The sequence below is a fragment of the Candidatus Corynebacterium faecigallinarum genome, assembly GCF_052264515.1.
Lineage (GTDB): Bacteria > Actinomycetota > Actinomycetes > Mycobacteriales > Mycobacteriaceae > Corynebacterium > Corynebacterium faecigallinarum.
Window position 1 is genome coordinate 1 of sequence record NZ_JBQQOC010000029.1, and the last position, 21,984, is coordinate 21,984.

The following is a 21,984-nucleotide window of genomic DNA, read 5'->3' on the forward strand; positions in this document are numbered from 1 at the left end:
GTGCGGTAGTCTTTGGGGAGGAACGGATAACCTCCGGAGACACACGAACACCACAAAGAGCACCATAAAGGGGATGGCAGTGAGCGAGTTCACCACCTACGGGACCATCGTCGTCGGTACGGACGGTTCGGAGTCGTCCCTGCTGGCGGTACGTCGGGCAGCGGCGCTGGCCGCAGCCTTCGATGCCCGTCTCGTGATCGGTTGCGCGTACTACCGGGATGCTGATGCAGCGGTGAAGGCCGTGCGCATGGATTCCAAGACGGTGGTGGGGGACGACCCCGCCCACGAGAACCTGCAGAGCGCCGTCGCAGCGGCCCAGGAGGTCGGCGCGAAGGACGTGGTCACCGCCGTCAAGGAGGGCTCGCCGGTGGAGGCGCTGATGGGCATCGTCACCGATGAGTCCGCGGACCTGCTGATCGTCGGTAACCGGGGGATCAACTCACTGACCGGACGACTGCTCGGCTCGGTGCCGGCGGACGTTGCCCGCCAGTCTGACTGCGACGTGATGATCGTGCACACGGTGTAGTTGGGCTGAGGCTGTCAGGGCTGCCGGGGCCTCTGCGGGTTCGTCGAGCCACAGTCGGATTTCGGAGATCTCTACGGGCTGGGGACGTTGCCAGGGCCAACGGTCAGGATCGGCGACCGATAGCCCGGCGTTGAGGGTGATCCGTATGTTCGTCCCCTCGCCGGTGCCCAACGTCAGCACTCCGTCGTCAACTGTTGCCTGGTCGGTATCGTAACGTCGATCGCGGGCACAGTCCCGGATCATCGACCACGGCAATTCGGCCAGGACCCGCCCACCACGCCGGAGAACCAGGGAGTCTCTGTCGAGATAGTGGGGGTAGGTTTTCTGTCGCCCGAGCATCGCCCACAAGATCATCAGTGAGTAGACCGACGCGATCGCCAGGATGATGCGCAGCTCTTTCCATGGGACGAGGAGCTCGACCGCGGTGATCTCAATGACTGTCGCCACAGAGATGGCACCAGCAAGGAACCACACGCCGGTGGTGGCGGGCATGGGCGTGGCACCATCCGGGACGATGAGACGGCCACGGATGAGGTACCAGAAGCCCCGCCACAGACGTGCCTCCGCCTTGCCCACCCGCACCGCAGGGTGCCTGGACAGGAACTTCAGTACGCTGGTCAGGGTGCTCACCGGGACCTCCGCGCCGGCTCCATGTGTTTCACCAGGTCAGTGAGGACTGTTCTCTGGGCACCGGTGGTCGGGATGTCCGTCGTCGCCAGGGGCACGTCGCCGTCGAGCAGGGTGTCGGGGAGCCCGCCCAGGACGCCGTCATCGATGGAGCGGATCATCACGTCCCGGAGATGCGCAACGGCGGGGTAGTCGGGAGAATCGGGGGAGGCGGATGACTCGGTGTAGCTGGCCAGGGTAGACCACGCCGCCAGCCCGTCGAGGGTCGCAGACCGCCGCCGCTCGTCGACCAGGGTTCGGCGGAGAAGTTCCCAGGTCTCCGGGGTGGCGACCCCTGCGTCGGCCATCAGCTGCAACCCCTGGAGGTCCTGGTCGAGGAGTTCCGCTAGCGTTCCGTGCTCGTCATGGTCCGTGACCCATCGCCGAAGGTCGGTGATGAGTGCCTGGATGTCGGTCGGGATGCCCGAGGTTCCACCTTGCATTGCGAACAGGCGGCCCCGCTGGTGGTGCAGGCGGGTGATCTCCTTGTGGACATTGTCCAGTGCGTCCTGCACGATGTCGGCTCGGACGGACGTGTCCCTGGTGAGCACACCGTGCAGGGTGGCGGCGGGGATGCCGGCGTCCGTCAGGGTGCGGAGTTTCAACAGGAGGGCGACGTCTGACAGTTGGTAGTCGCGGTATCCAGCGGAGGTACGTGGCGGCTCAGGGAGGACGCCCGTGCGGTGGTAGTAGCGCACAATCCGTGGGGAACATCCTGCTGCCGCGGCTTCATCGCTGATCTTCATGGCCCCGTCGTGCACCTTGTCAGCGTGACAAGGTCAAGGCTGGGGGCAGAGGTGCCAACCCGTGGCCTCAGCCCACTTCTCCGCCCGCGCCATGATCTCGGCAATCAGCGGTCCCTTACGGTCGTTGTAGACAGCCATGTCCTCCCATGTGCGCCCGGACAGGGACAGCTTCAACTCCCCGTAGGCTTCCCGGTCGGCGAGGTTCTGTGGCCCGGAATCCCGCAGCCAGTCGCGGAACAGCGGGTGTCGACGTTCCCAGGAGCTCCCGGCGTTGCACAGGTGGACGTGGACGTCGCTGGCCGGGGTCCGGAACATTACATGCCCGGGTTCGGTGACCCGGATTTCGTAGCCGGCATCAGTCAGCGACGGTACGAACGCGGTGTGGTCGTCGACGTCCTCCACGCTGACGTTGATGTCGATCACGGGTTTTGCCGCGAGTCCTGGGACGGAGGTGCTGCCTATGTGCTCGACTCGTATTGCCGTGGTTCCCAGGGCAGTGAGGATCCGGTCGCGTTCTGCCTCGAACCGCCCGGGCCATGCCGGGTCATAGTGCAGGACGTCGACATGGCGGGGCTGTCGGCCGCCGACCAGTGACTGGTCCTGCTCGAATGGAGTACGGTGCAGCCGCCGGACCTCGTCGGAGAGTTCCTCGTCGGGCCCGTCGACGATGATGTCGGGGACCACGTCCTGCACCGGGAGCGGGGCGATCGGGGACGCGTTCATGTTCTGTTCCTGCACGATCCACGCCGCCAACTGCGTTGAGGAGGAGGCGTAGACGATGCGTCCCGACCCTGCCCAGCCGTGGGCTGCCGCGCACATCGGACAGTGCTCACCCGAGGTGTAGACGGTGCAGGCCGACCGTTCCTGCGCTGAGAGGTTCGCGACCGCCCACTCGGCGATGGTGAACTCCGGGTGCAGCAACGGGCTGGAATCGGTGACCGTCCGGTTGCGGTCGGTGAAGAGGATCATCCCGTCGGCGGCGACGAGCACCGAACCGAAGGGGGTATCCCCGAAGCGCCAGGCCTGACGAGCCAGGTCGACCGCAAGATTGAGGAAGACTCGGTCAGGGTGGGAGACACTCATGCACCTGAGACTACCCAGCGACGATGAGCGGCGGACCTCACCAGGGGAGGTCTGTGTCGTGGACCAGGGTCAGGCCCTGAGTGGCGCGGGTGACGGCCACGTAGACGTCGTTGAGGCCCTGGGGTGAAGCATCGGCGATCTCGGCGGGCTCGATCAGTACGACCTCATCGAACTCCAGGCCTTTGGCGCCGTTGACGTCGGAGATCACCACCTGGTCAGACATCCGGTCGGGGCTGGAGCCGGAGTTCGAACCGGAGTCGGAACCGGCGCTATCACCGGTGAGCCCGAGACGCACCAGGTCCTCCAGTTCCGGGACCCGTCCAGCAACGGCGATGACCCCGACCAGTCCGTCACCCGCGGTCGCCACGGCATCCGTGATGGCCGTCGCGGCGTCCCGCAGGCCATAGGTGCGCACCCCGGTGCCGGTGTCACGGAGACACTCCGGGGCGTCCTGATCGGTGGAGATCTCGGCGAGAACGTCGGCGGCGATCTCGGCGATGTCGGCCGGGGTGCGGTAGTTCACGGTCAGTTCGCGCAGCCGCCAGCGGTCCTTGACGAAGGGGGTCAGGGCATCCGACCAGTGCTCGACACCTGCCGGGCTGCCGGTCTGTGCCGGGTCGCCGACCAGGGTCATCCACCGGTTGGGGGAGCGGCGGAAGATCATCCGCCAGGCCATCGCCGAGAGCTCCTGCGCCTCGTCGACGATCACATGACCGAAGGCCCAGGTGCGGTCTGCGGCGGCGCGCTCGGCCGTGGACATCGAGGACCGCACCCGCTGGCGTTCGGCGAGCTGCTCGGCGTCGATCACGTCGTAGGCCATGAGGATCTCGGCATCCGTGCCGTCGTCGAGGTCCTGGTAGGCCGAGCCACTGAGGATATCCAGGGCGTCCTGCGCCTCGTCGACCTTCGCCTGCCAGCGCTTACGCTCCTCGGCCTCAGCCTCCTCGGCACCGGCGATGCCGAGGATCTCGGCGAGCTCATCGAGCAATGGGGCGTCCGCCTCGGTCCAGTCGTCCGGTGTCTCCCGCCCGGCTGTACCGTCTCCGTCGCGCAGCAAGGCATCACGGGTGAGGTCGTCGTACTCGGCGGCGGCGGAGTCGATGGCTTCACGGGAGCCGTACAACCCGGCGAGGACCTCCTCGGCGGTGAGCTCGGGCCACAGCTCGTCGATGGCCTCGGCGATGGCGCTCTCGCTGGCGAGGTCCTCGCGCAGCTGGGCGATGTCGGCCGGGCTCAGCAGGTTCTCCCCTCCGAGCGGGTCAGCACCGATGGAGTTCGCCATCGTATCGCGCAGTTGGTCGAGCACGGAATCCCGGAACCGGCTACGGGCAAGATTGTGCGGGCGCTGGGAACGACGCGCCCGGGTCCGTGCCTGGCGGACGATCTTCGGGGTCAACGACACGCGGACGCTGTCGACGTCGAAGATGATCGGGGCCTCCGGGACCTGCTGGTGGTCACTCACAGCATTGGCCAGGATCTCCAGCATCTCCACCGACCCCTTGACCTCCTGACCGATCAGCGGCTCGGCGCTCAACGGTCGGGTGGTGACACCGGGAAGAAGGGTGCCGGGGGTGGCCAGCACCACGCCGGTCTCGCCGAGGCTGGGGAGGACCTGGGAGATGTAGTCCAGGAAGCGGGGGTTGGGGCCGACGATCAGAACACCGGTGTTCGCCAGCTGCTCGCGCCAGGTGTACAGCAGGTAGGCCGTGCGGTGGAGGGCGACGGCGGTCTTCCCGGTGCCGGGCCCGCCCTGGACCACGGTCACTCCGCGGTGCTCCTCACGGATGATGCGATCCTGCTCGGCGACGATCGTGTCGACGATATCGTGCATGTGCCGGTCGCGGGCACGGTTCACCGCGTGCAACAGGGCGCTCTCCTGGGCCACCGAACCGGTGGTTCCGATACCGGCACCGGCACCGGCGGTGGTCGCGGTGCGACCGCTGTCTTCGCCGGTCATGGTCCCGGTCAGGCGTTCATCGGCCACGTCGGTGACGGTGCGGCCGCGGGTACGGATGTGCCGGCGCACATGCACTCCCTCCGGGTGCAGGGTGGTGGCCAGGTAGAACGGGCGTGCCATCGGGGCACGCCAGTCCATCAGCAGGGTGCGCATCTCGTCGTCGTTGGTGTGCAGACCGATGCGTCCGATGTAGCGGCGGTCCAGCGTGCTGCCGTCGCCACCGGGGGAGTCGTCGACCACCGGGTTCTCCGGTTCAGTGTCCTCGACGTCGATGCGCCCGAAGAACAGGCCGATCTCTGCGGCGGAGTACTCGTCGATCCGTTGGCTGATGGAGGCCGTCTCGTGGTCGCGCTCCAGCAGTAGCTGCGGCTGGTCGATGTCGGCGCTGCGGCGTTGGACGCGACGGAGCCGGTCGGTGAGCCGCTCACGGGCCTCATCGACGACAGAGAGCAGCTCGTCGAGGGTCGCCTGTTCGGCGTCGATCTCCGGGGTCGGCGCGGTCTCTGTACTGCTGGACGCGGTGGTGCTCATGGTCTCCTGGCCGGCGGGGTGGCTGCGGGTGTTGTCACTGGACTCGGTGACGACGCTTGGGTGACAGAGCGACAATTGTACCCCTGCCCCGGCTGCTGTGTGGTCACCAGCCGCGCTGCCACCACTCGTCGAGATGGGGGCGTTCTGCGCCGATCGTGGTCGGGTCGCCGTGGCCGGGGTGGACGATCGTATCGGCCGGCAGCGTGAAGCAGCGGGCGGTGACATCGTCGAGCAGGCGGGTGAAGGTCTCGGCATCGTCGGTTTTCCCGACACCGCCGGGGAAGAGGCTGTCGCCGGGGAAGAGATGGGTGAGTCCGTCGGCGGCGTGCTCGGCGGGCAGGATCACCGCGAGGCCACCATCGGTGTGCCCACGCAGGATCACATACTGCAGGCCAAGCTGGTTGAGCGGGTCAGAGGAGGTGGTCAGTTCCCGGGGCTCGTCGGGGGACGGATCCTCGCCCCAGGTCACATCCACCGATTCCGGCAGGTCGGCGGCGTCTTGCGCTGAGGCGTGGTGCCGTGCCCCGGTGGCGGTCAGTACCTCGGTCAGGCCGCCGACGTGGTCGGCATGGCGGTGGGTGGTCAGTACATCGGTGATCGTCACCTGCTGCTCGGCGGCGATGTCTAGAAGGCGGGACGGTTCGGCTGCGGCATCGATGAGCAGGCCGTTCCCGCCGGCGCTGATCAGGTAGCTGCCGTTGTCCATCGGGCCGACGCGGGTCACGGTCACGGTTGCGGTGGTGGGGGTCTCGGTGGTCATGTACTCCACCGTAGAGGACGGCCCGGACACGGAACGTGCGCCGGGACCCCGGGAAATCTGCGGGGACCGAGATGAACGCCACAGTGTTCGATTATCCGTTCGACTGTGTCCGGGTCGTCACGTAGCATGGTCGCGAGACCGTGGGATGTCCTGACGAAACGTCCCACAGAGAAGACACACTCAAGACACACTGAGACTTCACGATGAAGGAGAGCCCGGGTGGCTGACATTCTGACCGTGCGTGGTGCACGCGAGCACAACCTGCAGGGGGTCGACATCGACCTGCCCCGCGACAAGATGATCGTGTTCACCGGCATCTCGGGTTCGGGAAAGTCCTCGCTGGCCTTCGACACGATCTTCGCCGAAGGCCAGCGCCGCTACGTCGAGTCCCTGTCCTCCTACGCCCGACAGTTCCTCGGTCAGATGGACAAGCCGGACGTCGAGGTCATCGAAGGCCTGTCGCCGGCGGTGTCCATCGACCAGAAGTCCACCAACCGCAACCCGCGGTCGACGGTCGGTACCATCACCGAAATCCACGACTACCTGCGTCTGCTGTTCGCCCGGATCGGTGTGGCGCACTGTCCGCAGTGTGGTGAGCGTATCGAGCGGCAGACCCCGCAACAGATCGTCGACCAGGTGCTGGAGATGGAGACCGGCCAGAAGTTCCAGGTTCTGGCCCCGGTCGTTCGCACCCGCAAGGGCGAGTTCGTCGACCTTTTCGAGGACCTGGCATCGTCCGGCTACTCCCGTGTGCTCGTCGACGGTGAGACCTACCGGCTGTCCGACCCGCCCACCCTGGAGAAGCAGGTCAAGCACGATATCGACGTGATCGTCGACCGGCTGCAGGTCAAGGAGGTGCAGAAGCAGCGCCTGACCGATTCGGTGGAGACCGCCTTGGGACTGGCCGATGGGCGGGTGGTGATCGACTTTGTCGGGCTGGACGAGTCCGACCCCAACCGATACCGCCGCTTCTCGGAGAACATGGCCTGCCCCAACGGGCACCCGCTGGCCATCGACGAGCTCGAACCACGCAGCTTCTCCTTCAACAGCCCTTATGGTGCCTGCCCGACCTGCGACGGTCTCGGTACCCGGTTGGAGATGGACGAGCACCTGGTTATCCCGGACGACGAGGCCCCGCTGCTGTCGGCGGTCGCTCCGTGGTCCTCCAGCCCCAACCACCGCTACTTCGACAAACTGCTCGCCGCCCTGGCCGACAACCTGGGTGTCGACCCGCGGACGTCCTGGTCGGTGCTGACCAAGGCCCAGCGCAAGGCCGTCCTGCACGGACACCCGGACGAGATCACCGTGCGCTACCGCAACCGCTACGGCCGCTCCCGCCAGTACTCGGCGCCGTTCGAGGGGGTCATCCCGTACCTGCAGCGCAAGATCGACCAGGCGGAGAGCGAGCACCAGAAGGAACGCTTCCTGGCCTACATGCGTGAAGTGCCCTGCAACGCCTGCGAGGGCACCCGACTGCGTCCGGAGATCCGGCAGGTCACCGTGAAGTCCGGGATGGGGGAGATGTCCATTTCGGACGTCTCCGCCCTGAGCATCGAGGGCGCGAGCTCCTTCCTCGACCAGTTGACCCTGGCCAAGCGTGACGAGATCATCGCCGGCCGGGTGCTCAAGGAGATCCAGGCGCGCCTGCGCTTCCTGCTCGACGTCGGACTGAACTACCTGAACCTCTCGCGGGCCGCGGCCACCCTGTCCGGCGGCGAGGCCCAGCGCATCCGCCTGGCCACCCAGATCGGATCCGGACTGGCCGGGGTTCTCTACGTCCTCGACGAACCGTCCATCGGACTGCACCAGCGCGACAACATGCGCCTGATCTCCACCTTGCGCAACCTGCGTGACCTGGGGAACACCCTGATCGTCGTCGAGCACGACGAGGAGACGATCCAGACGGCCGACTGGTTGGTCGACATCGGCCCACGGGCCGGTGAGTTCGGCGGCAAGGTCGTCTACCAGGGTGAACCGGACGGCATCCTCACCTCGGAGGAGTCACTGACCGGGCAGTACCTGTCCCGCCGTCGGGTGCTGGCTGTGCCGGACACCCGCCGGGAGGTGGACACCGACCGGGTCATCACCGTGCACGGGGCCACCGAGAACAACCTGCGCAATGTGTCCGTGGACTTCCCGCTGGGCGTGCTGACCTGCGTGACAGGTGTCTCCGGCTCCGGCAAGTCCAGTCTGGTCAACGGCATCCTCGCCCAGGTGCTCGCCAACGACCTCAACGGAGCCCGGCAGGTGCCCGGTCACCACCGCAAGGTCACCGGCCTCGACCAACTCGACAAGCTGGTCCGCGTCGACCAGAGTCCGATCGGTCGTACCCCGCGGTCGAACCCGGCGACGTACACCGGTGTCTTCGACAAGATCCGTAACCTCTTCGCCGAAACCACCGACGCAAAGGTGCGTGGCTACAAGGCCGGCCGCTTCAGCTTCAACGTCAAGGGCGGCCGGTGTGAGGCCTGCCGCGGTGACGGCACGCTGAAGATCGAGATGAACTTCCTGCCCGATGTCTACGTCCCCTGCGAGGTCTGTGAGGGCGCCCGGTACAACCGGGAGACCCTGGAGGTCCGCTACAAGGGCAAGACCATCTCCGAGGTCCTGGAGATGCCGATCACCGAGGCCGCGGAGTTCTTCGCGCCGATCACCTCCATCGCCCGCTACCTCAACACCCTGGTGGACGTCGGACTGGGATACGTCCGGCTCGGCCAGGCGGCGACGACACTGTCCGGTGGTGAGGCCCAGCGCGTGAAGCTGGCCAGTGAGCTGCAGAAGCGGTCCAACGGTCGGACGATCTACATCCTCGACGAGCCCACCACGGGCCTGCACTTCGAGGACATCCGTAAGCTGATGCTGGTGATCCAGGGGCTGGTCGACAAGGGCAACAGCGTCCTCATCATCGAGCACAACCTGGACGTGATCAAGGCTGCGGACTGGATCATCGACATGGGTCCGGAGGGTGGCTCCGGCGGCGGAATGGTCGTCGCCGAGGGAACCCCGGAGCAGATCGCCCAGGTCGAGGAGTCCTACACCGGTCAGTTCCTCAAGGAGATGCTCTAGAACCGGACGATTCGGAGCCCATGTCAGTTCTGACGGGGTCCGCGGTCACCGTTCAGGTCCTGCTGCCTGTTGGTGGCCTTGCCGCTCTCCCGCAGGTACCCGGAGGCCAGCAGGATGCCGCCGCAGATGACGAAGGCGGCGACCTGGGTCAACCCGGACAGGGCAGACAGGTCGTAGAACACCAGCTTCGCTGAGGCGGCCAGCGCGATCGCCAGGCCCGCCGGGCCGTTGCCGTGCAGCAGAACGGCCACGCCGGTGGCCATCCACATCACCGACATGAGCAGATGGCCGGCCATGAAACTGCCGTCGGAGTCGCTCAGGCTCAGGCAGATCAGAGGGATCGCCGAGGTGACCATCGCGCCCAACGCCGCCGCAGTGACGCTGACAAACTCGGTCGTGGCCCCCACATCGGCAGCGCGCCACAGCGACAGGACCCCGGGCACGGCCAGTGCCAGCAGGACGGGCCACTGGGTCACTGCCGTGACATCGGCACTGAGCTCGTCCGGGAACCACGCGGGAATCACGCGGGGCAGGCAGGCCAGGACCGACAGGCCGAGCATCGTCCAGGTCGCCGCCAGGGGCAGCCGGGCACTGATCAGGATCACCCCGGACGTCACCGCCAGCAGGGCCAGGATCCACAACATCGACGCCACCGGAGCGTCCGAATCCTGACGTGCCAGGGCGATGACCGCCAGGGTCGGGAAGGCACAACAGGTCGCCACGGACAGGGAGCGCACCGTCGCGCCGGCGTCGCCTACATCAGCAGCAGGGCGCAACGCCGTATTGGTCAGCGCCGACCATCCCATCCCGACGGCCACGGTCGCACCGGCGATCAGAATGGCGACCCCGGCAGTCACTCCCGGTGCCCACCAGGTCGAGCCGGTGGCCAGCAGGCACAGCACCGGCACCACCGTGACCGGGATCCATCGTCCGATGGCCAGAACCCAGTTGGGGAGATCCGGTGCACCGAGCGACAACCCGGTCATCGTGGCGATGCCGAGGAGACTGAGCAGGGTCAGCGCCAGCAGGTCGCCGTCGGAGGCGAGGGTGATCGCGGCGATGGTGAACACCACGCCGGCGGAGATCTCGGTGGATCTCCACGCGCGGCGCCAGGTGGCGGCCGAGCCGACGAGGGCGAGGACGGCGAGGGAGATGGTCTCGAACCTGGCGGAACCAGTGGCGTCCAGGACATGCAGAGCCGCCGGGGTGGTGAAGGCAGCACCGGCGATGACAAGCGTCGTCGCGAGTGCCTGTCTGTTCCACAGGAACGCCAGGCCGAGACCGATGATCGAGATCAGCGCACCCATGCCGATGCCGATCGCCGAGTGCAGCCATTCCAGTCCGAACACCAGGACCCAGAGATCGGTGTATCCGCCGAGTACCGCGGCCGTGAGCAGGGCCGGGGCGGTGGGGCCGTCCGGGTGTCGGCGGTGCACGGACACCGACGCGATCCCCAGCGCCAGGCACAGCAGGGCAGCACCGGTCACTGCAATGCCGGGGCCCAGCCATCCGCGGCTGAAGGCCTGGACGGCGAGGAAAACCAGACCGATGACGGTGATCGACGCGCCGAGGATGGAGATGGTGAGGGTGATCCGGTCGCGCTCACTGCGCGGCGGACCGGACGGACTGTTTGGGCCGGACGAACCGGATTGTTCGGGCGGGGGAGCGGGAACCCCTGGCGGCACCGCGGGCGCAGGCGCAGCCACCGGTGGTGTCGTCGCCGGACCTCCTGCTGCGGGCGGGGCAGTCTGCGCATGGTCGGTGCCGGCTGTGGACACGCCAGACCAGCGTCCGGGACGGGGACCGTGCGGGGCAGGTTCGGCAGCGCGCCGCTGGACACGGTCCTCCCGTTCCAGACGCTCGAGTCGCTCGAGGATCTCCATGGAGATTCTCAGTGATTCTTGTTGGGCCGCAGCGGCTCGGTGAAGTTCAGTGCGGAGGCGGTCCAGGTCGTGCGGACTCCCCCCAGGAGCACGATGATTGTTCATGGTCTAAAACTAGCACTCGGGGATGACATGCGGACGTGGTCAGCGGATTTTGTGCAGCCGGGGTAGGATGTTAGTGTTGTTCGCACTACCGCCTGTCAACGGTGTTTTCGTCGTGTCAGGCTGCAAGTGGAGTAACTCCCACCTGAGACCGCCTTTCGAGGCAGGGCTCGGGTCAACCGGACCAGACAGTGGTTCCCCGCCGAAAGGCGGGCGTCCTGCTGTGTGCGTCCGATGTGCGTCGACCTGTGCGGCGTAGGGGGGAATCATTTGCAGTGTGCGGTACAGAAGTTTTCTACCACTGCTACGTCAGGAGTTCTCATTAGCGCTCAAGCTCGCATTAACGACCGGATTCGCGTGCCCGAGGTCCGGCTCGTCGGCCCGGGCGGCGAACAGGTCGGCATCGTCCGCATTGACGATGCACGCAAGCTGGCCTATGACGCCGACCTTGACCTGGTTGAGGTTGCACCGAACGCCAAGCCGCCCGTGTGCAAGATCATGGACTACGGCAAGTTCAAGTACGAACAGGACCAGAAGGCCCGGGAATCTCGCAAGAACCAGCAGCAGACCGTGGTCAAGGAGCAGAAGTTCCGCCCGAAGATCAGTGACAACGACTACGAGACCAAGAAGTCCAACGTGGTCCGGTTCCTGGAGAAGGGTTCCAAGGTCAAGGTGACCATCATGTTCCGTGGCCGGGAGCAGTCCCGTCCGGAGCTGGGTTTCCGACTCCTGGAGCGTCTGGCCGATGATGTTGCTGAGTACGGCGTTGTTGAGACCCGCGCCAAGCAGGACGGTCGCAATATGACGATGGTGCTGGGCCCGGTCCGCAAGGGCAAGAAGTAGCCGAACCGCGTCTGACGCGGTTACGTAGTACCCATCCACGAAGAAGTTAAAGGATCCACGATGAAGCAGAAGACCCACAAGGGCACCGCCAAGCGCATCAAGGTCACCGGTTCCGGCAAGCTGCGCCGCGAGCAGGCTAACCGGCGCCACCTGCTGGAGGGCAAGCCCTCCAAGCGCACCCGTCGCCTCAAGGGCACCGAAGACGTTGCTCCCGCCGACGTCAAGCGCGTGAAGCGTCTGCTGGGCAAGGCATAAAAGCCTTCCCGTTCTCGATTACAGCACCATAACGATCTAGAAGATAAGGACGTCCCACCATGGCACGTGTCAAGCGCTCAGTGAACGCGAAGAAGAAGCGCCGCGAAATCCTCAACGAGGCCTCCGGCTACCGGGGCCAGCGCTCCCGCCTGTACCGCAAGGCGAAGGAGCAGGTCCTCCACTCCAAGACCTACGCCTTCCGTGACCGTCGCGCCCGCAAGGGTGAGTTCCGCAAGCTGTGGATCCAGCGCATCAACGCTGCGGCCCGTCAGAACGGCATGACCTACAACCGCCTGATCCAGGGCCTGAACCTGGCCGGTATCGAGGTCGACCGCAAGAACCTGGCCGAGCTGGCCGTCAACGACCCGCAGGCCTTCACCGCCCTGGTCGAGGCTGCCAAGGCTGCTCTGCCGCAGGACGTCAACGCACCGTCCGTCTAATCCCCCGAGGATTCCCGGGGCCGTCACTGGCTCCGAGGCCCACGCCGCCACCCACCGCATACGGTGGGCGGCGGCTTTCGTGGTTTCCAGGGGCAGGGGAGCCAGGCGTGACGGTTTGGTGTTGTCGTTGACCGCGCGTTCAGGTGACCGGCGACCAGCGCGGTACGATGGCCTCCATGACTGACGCACCGGCATCCCCGTCCCAAACCTCCGCACCACTGGCCAGTGACTGGCGTGGCTGGATGGGAGATGAACCGTTCAGCGAGCGTACCCCCCGCATCGTCAACGCCGCGAAGCTGCACCGGGCCCCGGTGCGTCGCAAGACCGGACGCTTTCTCGCCGAAGGGTCCAACGCCGTCATCTCGGCACTGCGCGACGGTGACGTCGTCGAGGTCTACCTCACCGAGGACGCCCTGGACTCCTTCGGCCGCGAGCTGGACACCTTCACCGGCACCGACGACCGGGGTGTGCGCGTCCACCTGATCACCGACAAGGCCGCAGCGCACCTCAGCGAGTCGGTCACCTCCACCGGCCTGTTCGCCCTGTGCAATGACCAACTCACCGGCCTGGCCTCCGCCGCCGTCGGCGACCTCGTCGCCGTACCGGTGGAGACCGCGGAGCCCGGCAACGCCGGCGCGCTGATCCGGGTCGCGGACGCCACCGGTGCGTCCGGCGTCATCTTCGCCGGAGCGACGGTTGACCCGCAGGGTGGTAAGGCCGTGCGGTCGTCGGCCGGCTCCCTGTTCCACTTGCCGGTGGCCCGTGACATCAGCGTCCCTGAGGTCGTTGACCATCTCCACGATCAGGGCTTCGCGATCCTCGCCACCGCCGGGGACGGGGACGTCACCCTGGACGAGGCGGCCACCAGCACTGACGGTCAGCCACCGCTGCTGGCGCAGAAGGTCGCCTGGTTGTTCGGCAACGAGGCACATGGACTGGGGGACTGGCAGGACCTGGCCGATGTGCGGGTCTCCATCCCGATGGGCGGCAAGGCCGAGAGCCTCAACCTCGTGACCGCGGCGGCGATCTGCCTGTATGAGACTTCTCGGGTCGCCCGACGCTAACGGGGTGGTCGACCGGGTGCTATCATTTACCCGACTTTGTGGACGAGAGAGACAAGTGCGAGGTGCGCCAGGTGGCTGACGAAATCGACATGAGTGAGGCCGGGCTCGAGGCGGCGGCTACCGCTGCTGAACAGGCATTCGACCAGGCGGGGGACCTGGACGAGTTGGCTGAACTCCGGCGTGGCCACCTCGGCGACGACGCCCCGGTGCCCGCGGCACGCCGTAACCTCGGCTCGCTGCCGAAGGATCAGCGCAAGGACGCAGGACGCCTGGTCAACCAGGCCCGCGGCCGGATCGAGAAGGCATTCGCCACGGCCAAGAACGCCCTGGAGGAGAAGCGCAACGCCGAGGTTCTCGCCGCCGAGCGCATCGACGTCACCGTGCCGACCGCCCGCGGTCAGCGTGGGGCCCAGCACCCGATCACGATCCTGTCCGAGCAGATCGCCGACATCTTCGTCGGCATGGGCTGGGAGATCGCCGACGGACCGGAGATCGAGGCAGAGTACTTCAACTTCGACTCGCTGAACTTCCTGCCCGACCACCCGGCCCGTACCCTGCAGGACACCTTCCACATCGCCCCGGAGGGCTCCGGCCAGGTGCTGCGTACCCACACCTCACCGGTGCAGATGCGCACCATGCTGGACCGGGACGTCCCGATCTACATCGCCTGCCCGGGTCGTGTCTTCCGCACCGACGAGCTGGATGCCACCCACACCCCGGTGTTCCACCAGGTCGAGGGCCTCGCGGTGGACAAGAACCTGACCATGGCGCACCTCAAGGGCACGCTGGACCACCTGGCACGCACCCTGTTCGGTGAGGACGCCACGACCCGTATCCGCCCGAACTACTTCCCGTTCACCGAGCCGTCGGCCGAGGTCGACGTCTGGTTCCCCAACAAGAAGGGCGGGGCCGGCTGGATCGAGTGGGGTGGCTGCGGCATGGTCAACCCCAACGTCCTGACCGCTGCGGGCATCGACCCGGAGGTCTACTCCGGTTTCGCCTTCGGCATGGGCATCGAGCGCACCCTCCAGTTCCGCAACGGCCTGCCGGACATGCGGGACATGGTGGAGGGCGACGTCCGCTTCACCCAGCCCTTCGGCATCCGCGGCTGACCTGCCGCACCGCACAGCACACTTCACGCAGCACCCGCAACGCAGCACACCTAGAGGAACCGAGCACCGACAATGCTGATCTCACAGTCCTGGCTGACCCGCCTTCTCCGGACCTCCACCGCCCCCTTCTCCGTCGACGCCGCTGAACTGGACACCGGTTTCGTGCGCGTCGGATTCGAGACCGAGGGCTACGAGCACATCGAGGAGACCACCGGGCCGCTGGTCTTCGGCCGGGTCGAGCACATCGAGGAGCTGGAGGGCTTCAAGAAGCCGATCCGCTACTGCGACGTCAACGTCGGCGACGCCAACGGCACCGGCGAACCGCAGCACATCATCTGCGGTGCCCGGAACTTCCGCGAGGGCGACATCGTCGTCGTCTCGCTGCCCGGTGCGGTGCTGCCCGGCGGTTTCGCCATCGGCGCACGCGAGACCTACGGCAAGACCTCCGAGGGCATGATCTGCTCCGCCGCAGAACTGGGACTGGCGAAGGTGCAGACCTCCGGCATCATCGCGCTGCGCGGTGCCGAGGCGGAGGATCCCCGGGTGGTCATCGGTGCCGACGCCCGCGAGTTCCTCGATCTGGACGACACCGTCTTCGAGGTCAACGTGACCCCGGACCGTGGCTACGCCCTGTCCGCCCGCGGCCTGGCGCGTGAGCTGGCCAGCTCCTTCGACCTGTCCTTCCGTGACCCCTCGGGGGACCCGGCGGCAGCCGCACTGCCGACCGACCTGCTGGCCGGGCTGCCGAACTCCACCGGACGCGGCGACCTGCCGGCGATCACCGTCGATGAGGCGACCAAGTGCGCCCGGTTCGGTATCCGCAAGGTGACCGGCATCGACCCGAACGCCGAGTCCCCGTACTGGCTGCAGCGCGAGCTGCTGCTGTGCGGGCAACGTCCGGTGAATGCACCGACCGACGTCACCAACTTCATCATGTTCCTGCTCGGCCAGCCGATGCATGCCTTCGACGCCGACCGTATCACCGGTGACCTGCACGTCCACCTCGCAGCACAGGGGCAGAAGCTCACCACGCTGGACGGTACCGAGCGCACCCTCAACGCCGAGGACGTCGTCATCTCCGACGCCACCGGCATCCAGTCCATGGCCGGTGTCATGGGTGGCTCGACCTCCGAGATCCAGGATGACACCACCAGCGTTTATTTCGAGGCCGCATTCTTCGACCAGATCACCGTGGCCCGGACCTCGCGTCGCCACAAGCTGTCCTCGGAGTCCTCGCGTCGCTTCGAGCGCGGCACCGACCCTTCGGTCATCGAGGCCGCCCTTGATTACGCCGTGGCCCTGCTGACCCGCATCGCCGGTGGCGAGGTCGATCCGGGCACCAGTTTGGTCGGCGAGGTGCCCGCCATGCCGGTGATCGACATGCACACCTCTGCCCCGGGCAAGACCGCCGGCATGATCTACCCGACGGGCACCACGGTGACCCGTCTGACGGAGGTTGGCTGCACGGTCCGTGAGACCGGCGACCGTGACGCCAACGGCGCCAAAGCCATCCAGGTCACCCCGCCCACGTGGCGCCCGGACCTGACGATGCCTGCCGAGCTGGTGGAGGAGGTGCTGCGTCTGGAGGGGCTGGACAAGATTCCGTCGATCGTTCCCACCGCCCCGTCGGGCCGCGGTCTGTCCCCGCGTCAGCGGATGCGCCGCAGCGTCGGCCACGCCCTGGCCTGGAGCGGCTTCGTGGAGATCCTTCCCAGCCCGTTCATCCCCAACGACGTCTTCGATGTCTGGGGACTGGACGCCGACGATCCGCGTCGGTCCGCTGTGCGCGTCCAGAACCCGCTGGAGAGCGATGTCGCCCTGATCGGCACCACGCTGCTGCCGTCGATGATCGATTCGCTGCGCCGCAACATCACCCGCGGCCAGACCGACGCAGCGCTCTACGGTGTCGAGCAGGTCACCCTGCCCACCGAGACCTCCGGTGTGTCGCCGATGCCCTCGGTGAAGGCACGTCCCTCCGATGACGAGGTGGCCGAGCTGCTGGCGTCCCTGCCGGAGCAGCCGCTGCATGCTGCGGTCATCGCCGCCGGTAACCGCACCCTGCAGGGTACCTGGGGCGATGCGGTCGCTTTCGAAGCCGCCGATGTCTTCGAGGCCGCCCAGACCATCGCCCGTGCGGCCGGTGTCGAGGTCAGTCTGCGTAGCGCCGAGTACCTGCCCTGGCACCCGGGCCGTTGTGCCGAGATCGTGGTCGCCACTGCCGACGGTGGTGAGCAGGTCGTCGGCCACGCCGGTGAGCTGCACCCGCAGGTCTGCGAGCGCGCCAACCTGCCGAAGCGCACCGTCGCCCTGGAGATCAACCTGGACGGACTGCCGCTGGCGGAATCCTTCCCCCGCCCGTTGCTCTCGCCGTTCCCGGCCGTCCACCAGGACGTCGCCGTCGTCGTCGACGAGACCACGCCGGCCGCTGCCGTGGAGGCTGCGCTGGTGTCCGGCGCAGGGGAGCTGCTGGAGCAGATCCGGCTGTTCGACATCTACCGCTCCGACTCCCTTGGTGAGGCGAAGCGGTCGCTGACCTACACCCTGCGTTTCCGCGCCCCGGACCGCACCCTCACCGAGGACGAGGCATCGGTGGCCCGTGAGGCAGCCGTCGCCGCGGCGGCCGAGAAGGTCGGCGCCGTCCTGCGCGGTTAGTGCCACCCGGGGAGTGCTGTCAGGCTGTCGTGTACCGCTTGAGGTATTCGCTGGTCGGCACGCCGTAGTGCGACTTGAAGGCACGGCAGAACGTCGAGACATCGGCGTAGCCGACGCGGTTGGCGACGGCGTCGAGGGAACTTCCGGAACGTAGCAGATCGGCACCGGCTGCCATCCGGGCCCTGGCACGCCACTGTGTGAGGGGGAGACCGGTCTCGGTGGTGAACTGACGCTGTACCATCCGCAAGGAGGCATGCGCGAAGGCTGCGAGCTCTGCCGCCGAACGGTCGTCGCCCGGGTTGAACCGGATCACGTCGGCCACGCGTCGGGCCGGCGCACTGGTGGGAGTCGGTAGTCCGTCGAGGATCTCCGGGGCATCCTCCATCAGCGACAGCAGCTGTCGGCCGATATTCACCGGCGGTCGGATGGCGGTGGTCGCCTGCTGGGTGTGCGCCAGGTTCAGGGACTGCCGGACGTTGTCGACGGGGACGAGCCGGTGGCCCCTCATGGTCGTGGCGGTGGTGGTTACCGGGAAGAATGTCGGCAGCATGGTCGAGTTGGCGTGGACGTGGACGGTGTGGGCCGCGCCCGCCGGAATCCAGAGCGCGTGCGCCGCCCGGACCGTCAGTTCATCCCAGCTCGTGGCGCACCGGTCCCGTACCCGGAAATCCGTGGTCCCTCGGACCTGCCACAGCAGGATGTGCTCATCCCGGTGCACCCGCTCGCCGAGGACGGTGGCGGGGATGTCGATGAGTTCGGCGACGGCGTCGCGAGGTAGTGGGGATGTCGTGGTGATGTCAGGGGGTGGGGCAGGGGGGATTGGTTGGGTGGCACGTGGGGAACGGAGGGTGGCATGCGGCGCACACCAGGACGACTGAGTATTGACTAACCTACCTGGTTGCTCTGTGTGGGCAGGCCACGCGGAGTCGCTGTGAGAGAGGACGACCAGGAGATGCTGTACACGCGTACCACGGGGCGGGGTTCCCGGTGGGCAGGTAGGACGTCGCGACGAACCACAGCCGGGTGCGCTGCGGCACTGTCGGTCTGCATGGTGCTGGCGGGATGCTCGTCGGACGACGGAGACGGTGACGGAGGCAGTTCCGAGGGCGCCTCGTCCGGTGAGGGTCTTGTGCCGGACGGCGAGGGCGTCAGCGAGTATCCGCTGACGATCGATACCGAGTACGGGGAGACCGAACTGGAGGCCCGGCCGGAACGTATAGCCGTAGTCGGCGGAGCCGGGGACCTGGAGGTGGCGTTGTCGCTGGGGGTGAGCCCGGTGATCGTCCCCCAGGAGGCGGACACCTGTGGGTACTGGGAGCCCTACGCTGATCAGTTCGAGGAGGCTGTGGTGATGAACCCGTGGAACGACTACTCCGCGGAGTTCTCCGCTCTATCGGACATCGCCCCGGTGGTGGCCGTCGACCTGCAGCGGGACAACCAGCAGGGTTGGGAGGACCTTACTGTAGCGCTCGGTGAGGCGTTGGACCTACCGGGGCGGGCGGAGAAGGTCGTCGACGACACGCACGAGTCCGTCGAGGCGCTGCGCGAGGCACACCCGGAGTTCGAGGGAACCACGGTCGCGTTGATCGTCAACCGAGGTGCAGACATCGGTGTCGAGCTGACGAGCTCCGCCGGGTCACCTGCTGAGGCCCTGCTGTCGGACCTCGGTTTCGCACCGCACCCCAATGCCGAGGAGGTCACCGGTGAGGACGGGTGGGCCGACATCAGCCTGGAGAACCTCGGGTTGATCGATGCCGACGTGATCCTGGTCGGCCAACACGGGGGAGAGGGTACCCCGGAGGAGGGGCGGACGTGGCTGGAGGGCCAGTCGATCTACCAGGGGCTCACCGCTGTCGAGGGTGGGCGGGTCATCCAGGTTCCGGAACAGGAGTCCGGGACCCTGCCGCTGTCCTGGGCGTTGGCCTACCCGAAACCGGTGGCGACACCCTATGCTGCCGAGCAGCTCAGCGAGTTGGCCACCGAAGCACTCGGTGAATAAAACACGCGGGCGTGTATAACTTGCGATCGCGGGTGGGGGCGGTGCATACTGGCACAATGATCTCGATCGCAGTGGCAGGTGCCAGTGGATACGCTGGCGGAGAGACTTTGCGCCTCCTGCTCAATCACCCAGGGTACGGCAAGGACTTCACCATCGGTGCGCTCACGGGCGCGTCCAACGCCGGGCAGCGATTCGGGGACCTCGTCCCCGGCCTGCCGGCACTGGCCGAGCGCACCGTCGAGGCGACCACCGAGGAGATCCTCGGTGCCCACGACGTCGCCATCCTCGCCCTGCCGCACGGGGTGTCGTCCTCCCTGGATCTGGGAGACACCATCGTCCTGGACTGCGGCGCCGACCGGCGGCTCTCGGACAAGGCCGACTGGGACGCCTACTACGGCGGCGACTACCCGGGCAGCTGGCCCTACGGCATCCCGGAGCTGCCCGGCAACCGGGAGGTTCTTAAGGACACCACCGGTGTCGCCGTGCCCGGTTGCTTCCCGACCGGAGCCACCCTGGCACTGTTGCCGGCCATGCAGGCAGGCCTGATGTCCCCGCAGGTCTCCGTTGTCTCCGTCACCGGTGTCACCGGTGCCGGCAAGAAGCCCGCCGTGGGACTACTGGGAGGGGAGACCATCTCCAGCCTGCGCGCCTACAAGGTCGGCACACACCGGCACACCCCGGAGATGGCGCAGAACATCCGCCGAGTCCTCCCGGAGGGCACCACCGGTGCCGACGGTGCCGACGGTGACGTCAAAGTCACCTTCACGCCCGTCCTCGCACCACTGACCCGTGGCATCCTCACCACCGTCACCGCCGAGGCCCGCGGCACGGCCGACGAAATCCGCCGAGCCTACGAGGACTACTGCGCCAACGAACCCTTCCTCCACCTGCTGCCCGAGGGACAGCAGCCGGAGACCAAGAGTGTCACCGGCACCAACATGGTCCACCTGCAGGTCACCGTCACCGACGGCATCGTCGTGGCCACCAGCGCCATCGACAACCTCACCAAGGGCACCGCCGGAGCAGCCGTGCAGTGCCTCAACATCATCCAGGGCTGGGACGAGACCGCCGGCCTGCCCACCGCCGGGCTGTAGAGCCACCGGAATCAAGGAGAACCACATGACCAACAGCACCACCGGTGTGACCGCCGCCGCAGGATTCCGGGCCGCGGCGACCACCGCAGGCATCAAGCCGTCCGGCAAGTCGGACATGGCCCTCGTCGTCAACGACGGCCCCGAGTACACCGCCGCCGCAGTCTTCACCCGGAACAAGGTCGTCGCCTCACCGGTGAAGCTCACCCGTGCCAACAACGACGGCACCTTCCACGCGGTCATCCTCAACGCCGGCAATGCCAACGCCTGCAACGGTAGCCAGGGCGACGCGGACGCCACGGCCACCATCGACGCGGTGGCCGAGGCGCTCAGCATCCCGGCCAGCGAGGTCGCCGTGTGCTCCACCGGTCTCATCGGCGACACCCTGCCCATGGAGAAGGTCCTCGACGGTGTCGCGACGCTGACCTCCGACATCACCGCCGACGCCGCCACCGGGCAGGACGCCGCCACCGCCGCCGCCACCGCGATCATGACCACCGACCTGGTCAGCAAGCAGGCCGTCTACCACGGCGAAGGCTGGACCCTCGGTGGCATGGCCAAGGGTGTGGGCATGATGGCCCCGTCGCTGGCGACAATGCTCGTCGTACTCACCACCGACGCCCACATCGATGATCCGGCGCCGTACCTCAAGGTCTCCAGCGAGGTCACCTTCGACTGCATCGACATCGACGGCTCGACATCCACCAATGACACCGTCATCCTCATGGCCAACGGAGCCTCCGGGATCAGCCCGTGCGACGAGGAGCTCACCGCCGCCGTGAACGCCGTGTGCCTGGACCTCGCCAAGCAGTTGCAGGCGGACGCCGAGGGCGTCACCAAGCGGGTCGCGATCACCGTCGCCGGTGCGTCCAGCAACGATGACGCGAAGGTCGCCGCCCGCGTGCTCGGTCGCGACAACCTCTTCAAGTGCGCCATGTTCGGCTCCGACCCGAACTGGGGGCGCACCCTGGCGGCCGTCGGCATGGCTCCGGTGGACATGGACGCCGAGAAGATCTCGGTGAGCTTCAACGGTCACCCGGTCTGCGTCGACGCCACCGGTGCCCCCGGTGCCCGCGAGGTGGACCTCTCGGGTGCGGACATCGACGTTCTCGTCGACCTCGGCACCGGCGGGGAAGGGACGGCCACCGTGTGGACCACCGACCTCTCCCACGACTACGTGCACATCAACTCCGCCTACAGCTCTTAAA

The 21,984-nt window shown here is 67.1% G+C and carries 19 protein-coding genes; 12 read left to right on the plus strand and 7 right to left on the minus strand.

Annotated elements, in window-relative coordinates; genetic code table 11:
• The first annotated feature begins 79 nt into the window (after positions 1–79).
• A complete protein-coding gene (locus ACTXPP_RS12300; protein WP_443342394.1) occupies positions 80–526 on the plus strand; it encodes a universal stress protein in 447 nt (148 codons plus the stop codon).
• Here ACTXPP_RS12300 and ACTXPP_RS12305 read toward each other — a convergent pair.
• From ACTXPP_RS12305 to ACTXPP_RS12325, 5 genes are all read right to left on the minus strand, one after another.
• Positions 440–1,156 carry a hypothetical protein gene (locus ACTXPP_RS12305; RefSeq protein ID WP_443342396.1) on the minus strand — a complete coding sequence of 239 codons (717 nt, stop codon included), beginning with the start codon at positions 1,154–1,156 and terminating at the stop codon, positions 440–442. The genes ACTXPP_RS12300 and ACTXPP_RS12305 overlap by 87 nt on opposite strands.
• On the minus strand, positions 1,153–1,938 hold the full coding sequence (locus tag ACTXPP_RS12310) for a helix-turn-helix domain-containing protein (protein ID WP_443342398.1): 786 nt from the start codon (positions 1,936–1,938) through the stop codon (positions 1,153–1,155). Before ACTXPP_RS12310 ends, ACTXPP_RS12305 begins: the two co-directional genes overlap by 4 nt.
• Before the next feature lie 33 nt (positions 1,939–1,971).
• Positions 1,972–3,021 (minus strand): GrpB family protein, encoded by a 1,050-nt coding sequence (locus ACTXPP_RS12315; protein ID WP_443342400.1) that lies wholly within the window; start codon positions 3,019–3,021, stop codon positions 1,972–1,974.
• A gap of 37 nt (positions 3,022–3,058) precedes the next feature.
• Entirely contained in the window at positions 3,059–5,509 is a 2,451-nt protein-coding gene (locus ACTXPP_RS12320) for a HelD family protein (RefSeq protein ID WP_443342402.1), read from the minus strand.
• A 103-nt stretch (positions 5,510–5,612) separates the two neighbouring features.
• Positions 5,613–6,269 (minus strand): MBL fold metallo-hydrolase, encoded by a 657-nt coding sequence (locus tag ACTXPP_RS12325; RefSeq protein WP_301524641.1) that lies wholly within the window; start codon positions 6,267–6,269, stop codon positions 5,613–5,615.
• Between the two features lie 219 nt (positions 6,270–6,488).
• On the opposite strand from ACTXPP_RS12325, the gene uvrA reads away from it, so the two are divergent.
• Positions 6,489–9,335 (plus strand): excinuclease ABC subunit UvrA, encoded by a 2,847-nt coding sequence (uvrA, locus tag ACTXPP_RS12330; RefSeq protein WP_443342404.1) that lies wholly within the window; start codon positions 6,489–6,491, stop codon positions 9,333–9,335.
• A gap of 23 nt (positions 9,336–9,358) precedes the next feature.
• On the opposite strand, the gene ACTXPP_RS12335 is transcribed toward uvrA, so the two are convergent.
• Positions 9,359–11,218 carry a DUF2339 domain-containing protein gene (locus ACTXPP_RS12335; protein ID WP_443342406.1) on the minus strand — a complete coding sequence of 620 codons (1,860 nt, stop codon included), beginning with the start codon at positions 11,216–11,218 and terminating at the stop codon, positions 9,359–9,361.
• Positions 11,219–11,554: 336 nt separating this feature from the next.
• Here ACTXPP_RS12335 and infC point away from each other — a divergent pair, with 336 nt between their 5' ends.
• The 6 genes from infC to pheT all read left to right on the plus strand — a co-directional run bounded on the left by infC (position 11,555) and on the right by pheT (position 17,686).
• A complete protein-coding gene (gene infC, locus ACTXPP_RS12340) occupies positions 11,555–12,163 on the plus strand; it encodes a translation initiation factor IF-3 (RefSeq protein WP_301494604.1) in 609 nt (202 codons plus the stop codon).
• Positions 12,164–12,223: 60 nt separating this feature from the next.
• Positions 12,224–12,418, plus strand: a complete 195-nt coding sequence (gene rpmI, locus ACTXPP_RS12345) for a 50S ribosomal protein L35 (RefSeq protein WP_075815429.1) — start codon at positions 12,224–12,226, stop codon at positions 12,416–12,418.
• A 59-nt stretch (positions 12,419–12,477) separates the two neighbouring features.
• A complete protein-coding gene (gene rplT, locus ACTXPP_RS12350) occupies positions 12,478–12,858 on the plus strand; it encodes a 50S ribosomal protein L20 (protein WP_301494593.1) in 381 nt (126 codons plus the stop codon).
• A 242-nt stretch (positions 12,859–13,100) separates the two neighbouring features.
• Positions 13,101–13,922 carry a TrmH family RNA methyltransferase gene (locus tag ACTXPP_RS12355; RefSeq protein ID WP_443342426.1) on the plus strand — a complete coding sequence of 274 codons (822 nt, stop codon included), beginning with the start codon at positions 13,101–13,103 and terminating at the stop codon, positions 13,920–13,922.
• An 89-nt stretch (positions 13,923–14,011) separates the two neighbouring features.
• Complete coding sequence (gene pheS, locus ACTXPP_RS12360; RefSeq protein ID WP_301494606.1) at positions 14,012–15,034, plus strand: phenylalanine--tRNA ligase subunit alpha; 1,023 nt, start codon at positions 14,012–14,014, stop codon at positions 15,032–15,034.
• A 72-nt stretch (positions 15,035–15,106) separates the two neighbouring features.
• Positions 15,107–17,686 carry a phenylalanine--tRNA ligase subunit beta gene (pheT, locus tag ACTXPP_RS12365; protein WP_443342409.1) on the plus strand — a complete coding sequence of 860 codons (2,580 nt, stop codon included), beginning with the start codon at positions 15,107–15,109 and terminating at the stop codon, positions 17,684–17,686.
• A 19-nt stretch (positions 17,687–17,705) separates the two neighbouring features.
• On the opposite strand, the gene ACTXPP_RS12370 is transcribed toward pheT, so the two are convergent.
• A complete protein-coding gene (locus ACTXPP_RS12370) occupies positions 17,706–18,236 on the minus strand; it encodes a helix-turn-helix domain-containing protein (protein ID WP_443342411.1) in 531 nt (176 codons plus the stop codon).
• 27 nt (positions 18,237–18,263) lie between these two features.
• Here ACTXPP_RS12370 and ACTXPP_RS12375 point away from each other — a divergent pair, with 27 nt between their 5' ends.
• From ACTXPP_RS12375 to argJ, 4 genes are all read left to right on the plus strand, one after another.
• Positions 18,264–18,464, plus strand: a complete 201-nt coding sequence (locus tag ACTXPP_RS12375) for a hypothetical protein (RefSeq protein WP_443342413.1) — start codon at positions 18,264–18,266, stop codon at positions 18,462–18,464.
• Between the two features lie 153 nt (positions 18,465–18,617).
• Positions 18,618–19,685 carry an ABC transporter substrate-binding protein gene (locus ACTXPP_RS12380; protein ID WP_443342415.1) on the plus strand — a complete coding sequence of 356 codons (1,068 nt, stop codon included), beginning with the start codon at positions 18,618–18,620 and terminating at the stop codon, positions 19,683–19,685.
• Positions 19,686–19,741: 56 nt separating this feature from the next.
• The gene (argC, locus tag ACTXPP_RS12385) at positions 19,742–20,779 is read left to right on the plus strand and encodes an N-acetyl-gamma-glutamyl-phosphate reductase (RefSeq protein ID WP_301496462.1); all 1,038 of its coding nucleotides are present in this window, start codon (positions 19,742–19,744) and stop codon (positions 20,777–20,779) included.
• Between the two features lie 25 nt (positions 20,780–20,804).
• Entirely contained in the window at positions 20,805–21,983 is a 1,179-nt protein-coding gene (argJ, locus tag ACTXPP_RS12390) for a bifunctional glutamate N-acetyltransferase/amino-acid acetyltransferase ArgJ (RefSeq protein WP_443342417.1), read from the plus strand.
• Position 21,984: the final 1 nt, after the last annotated feature.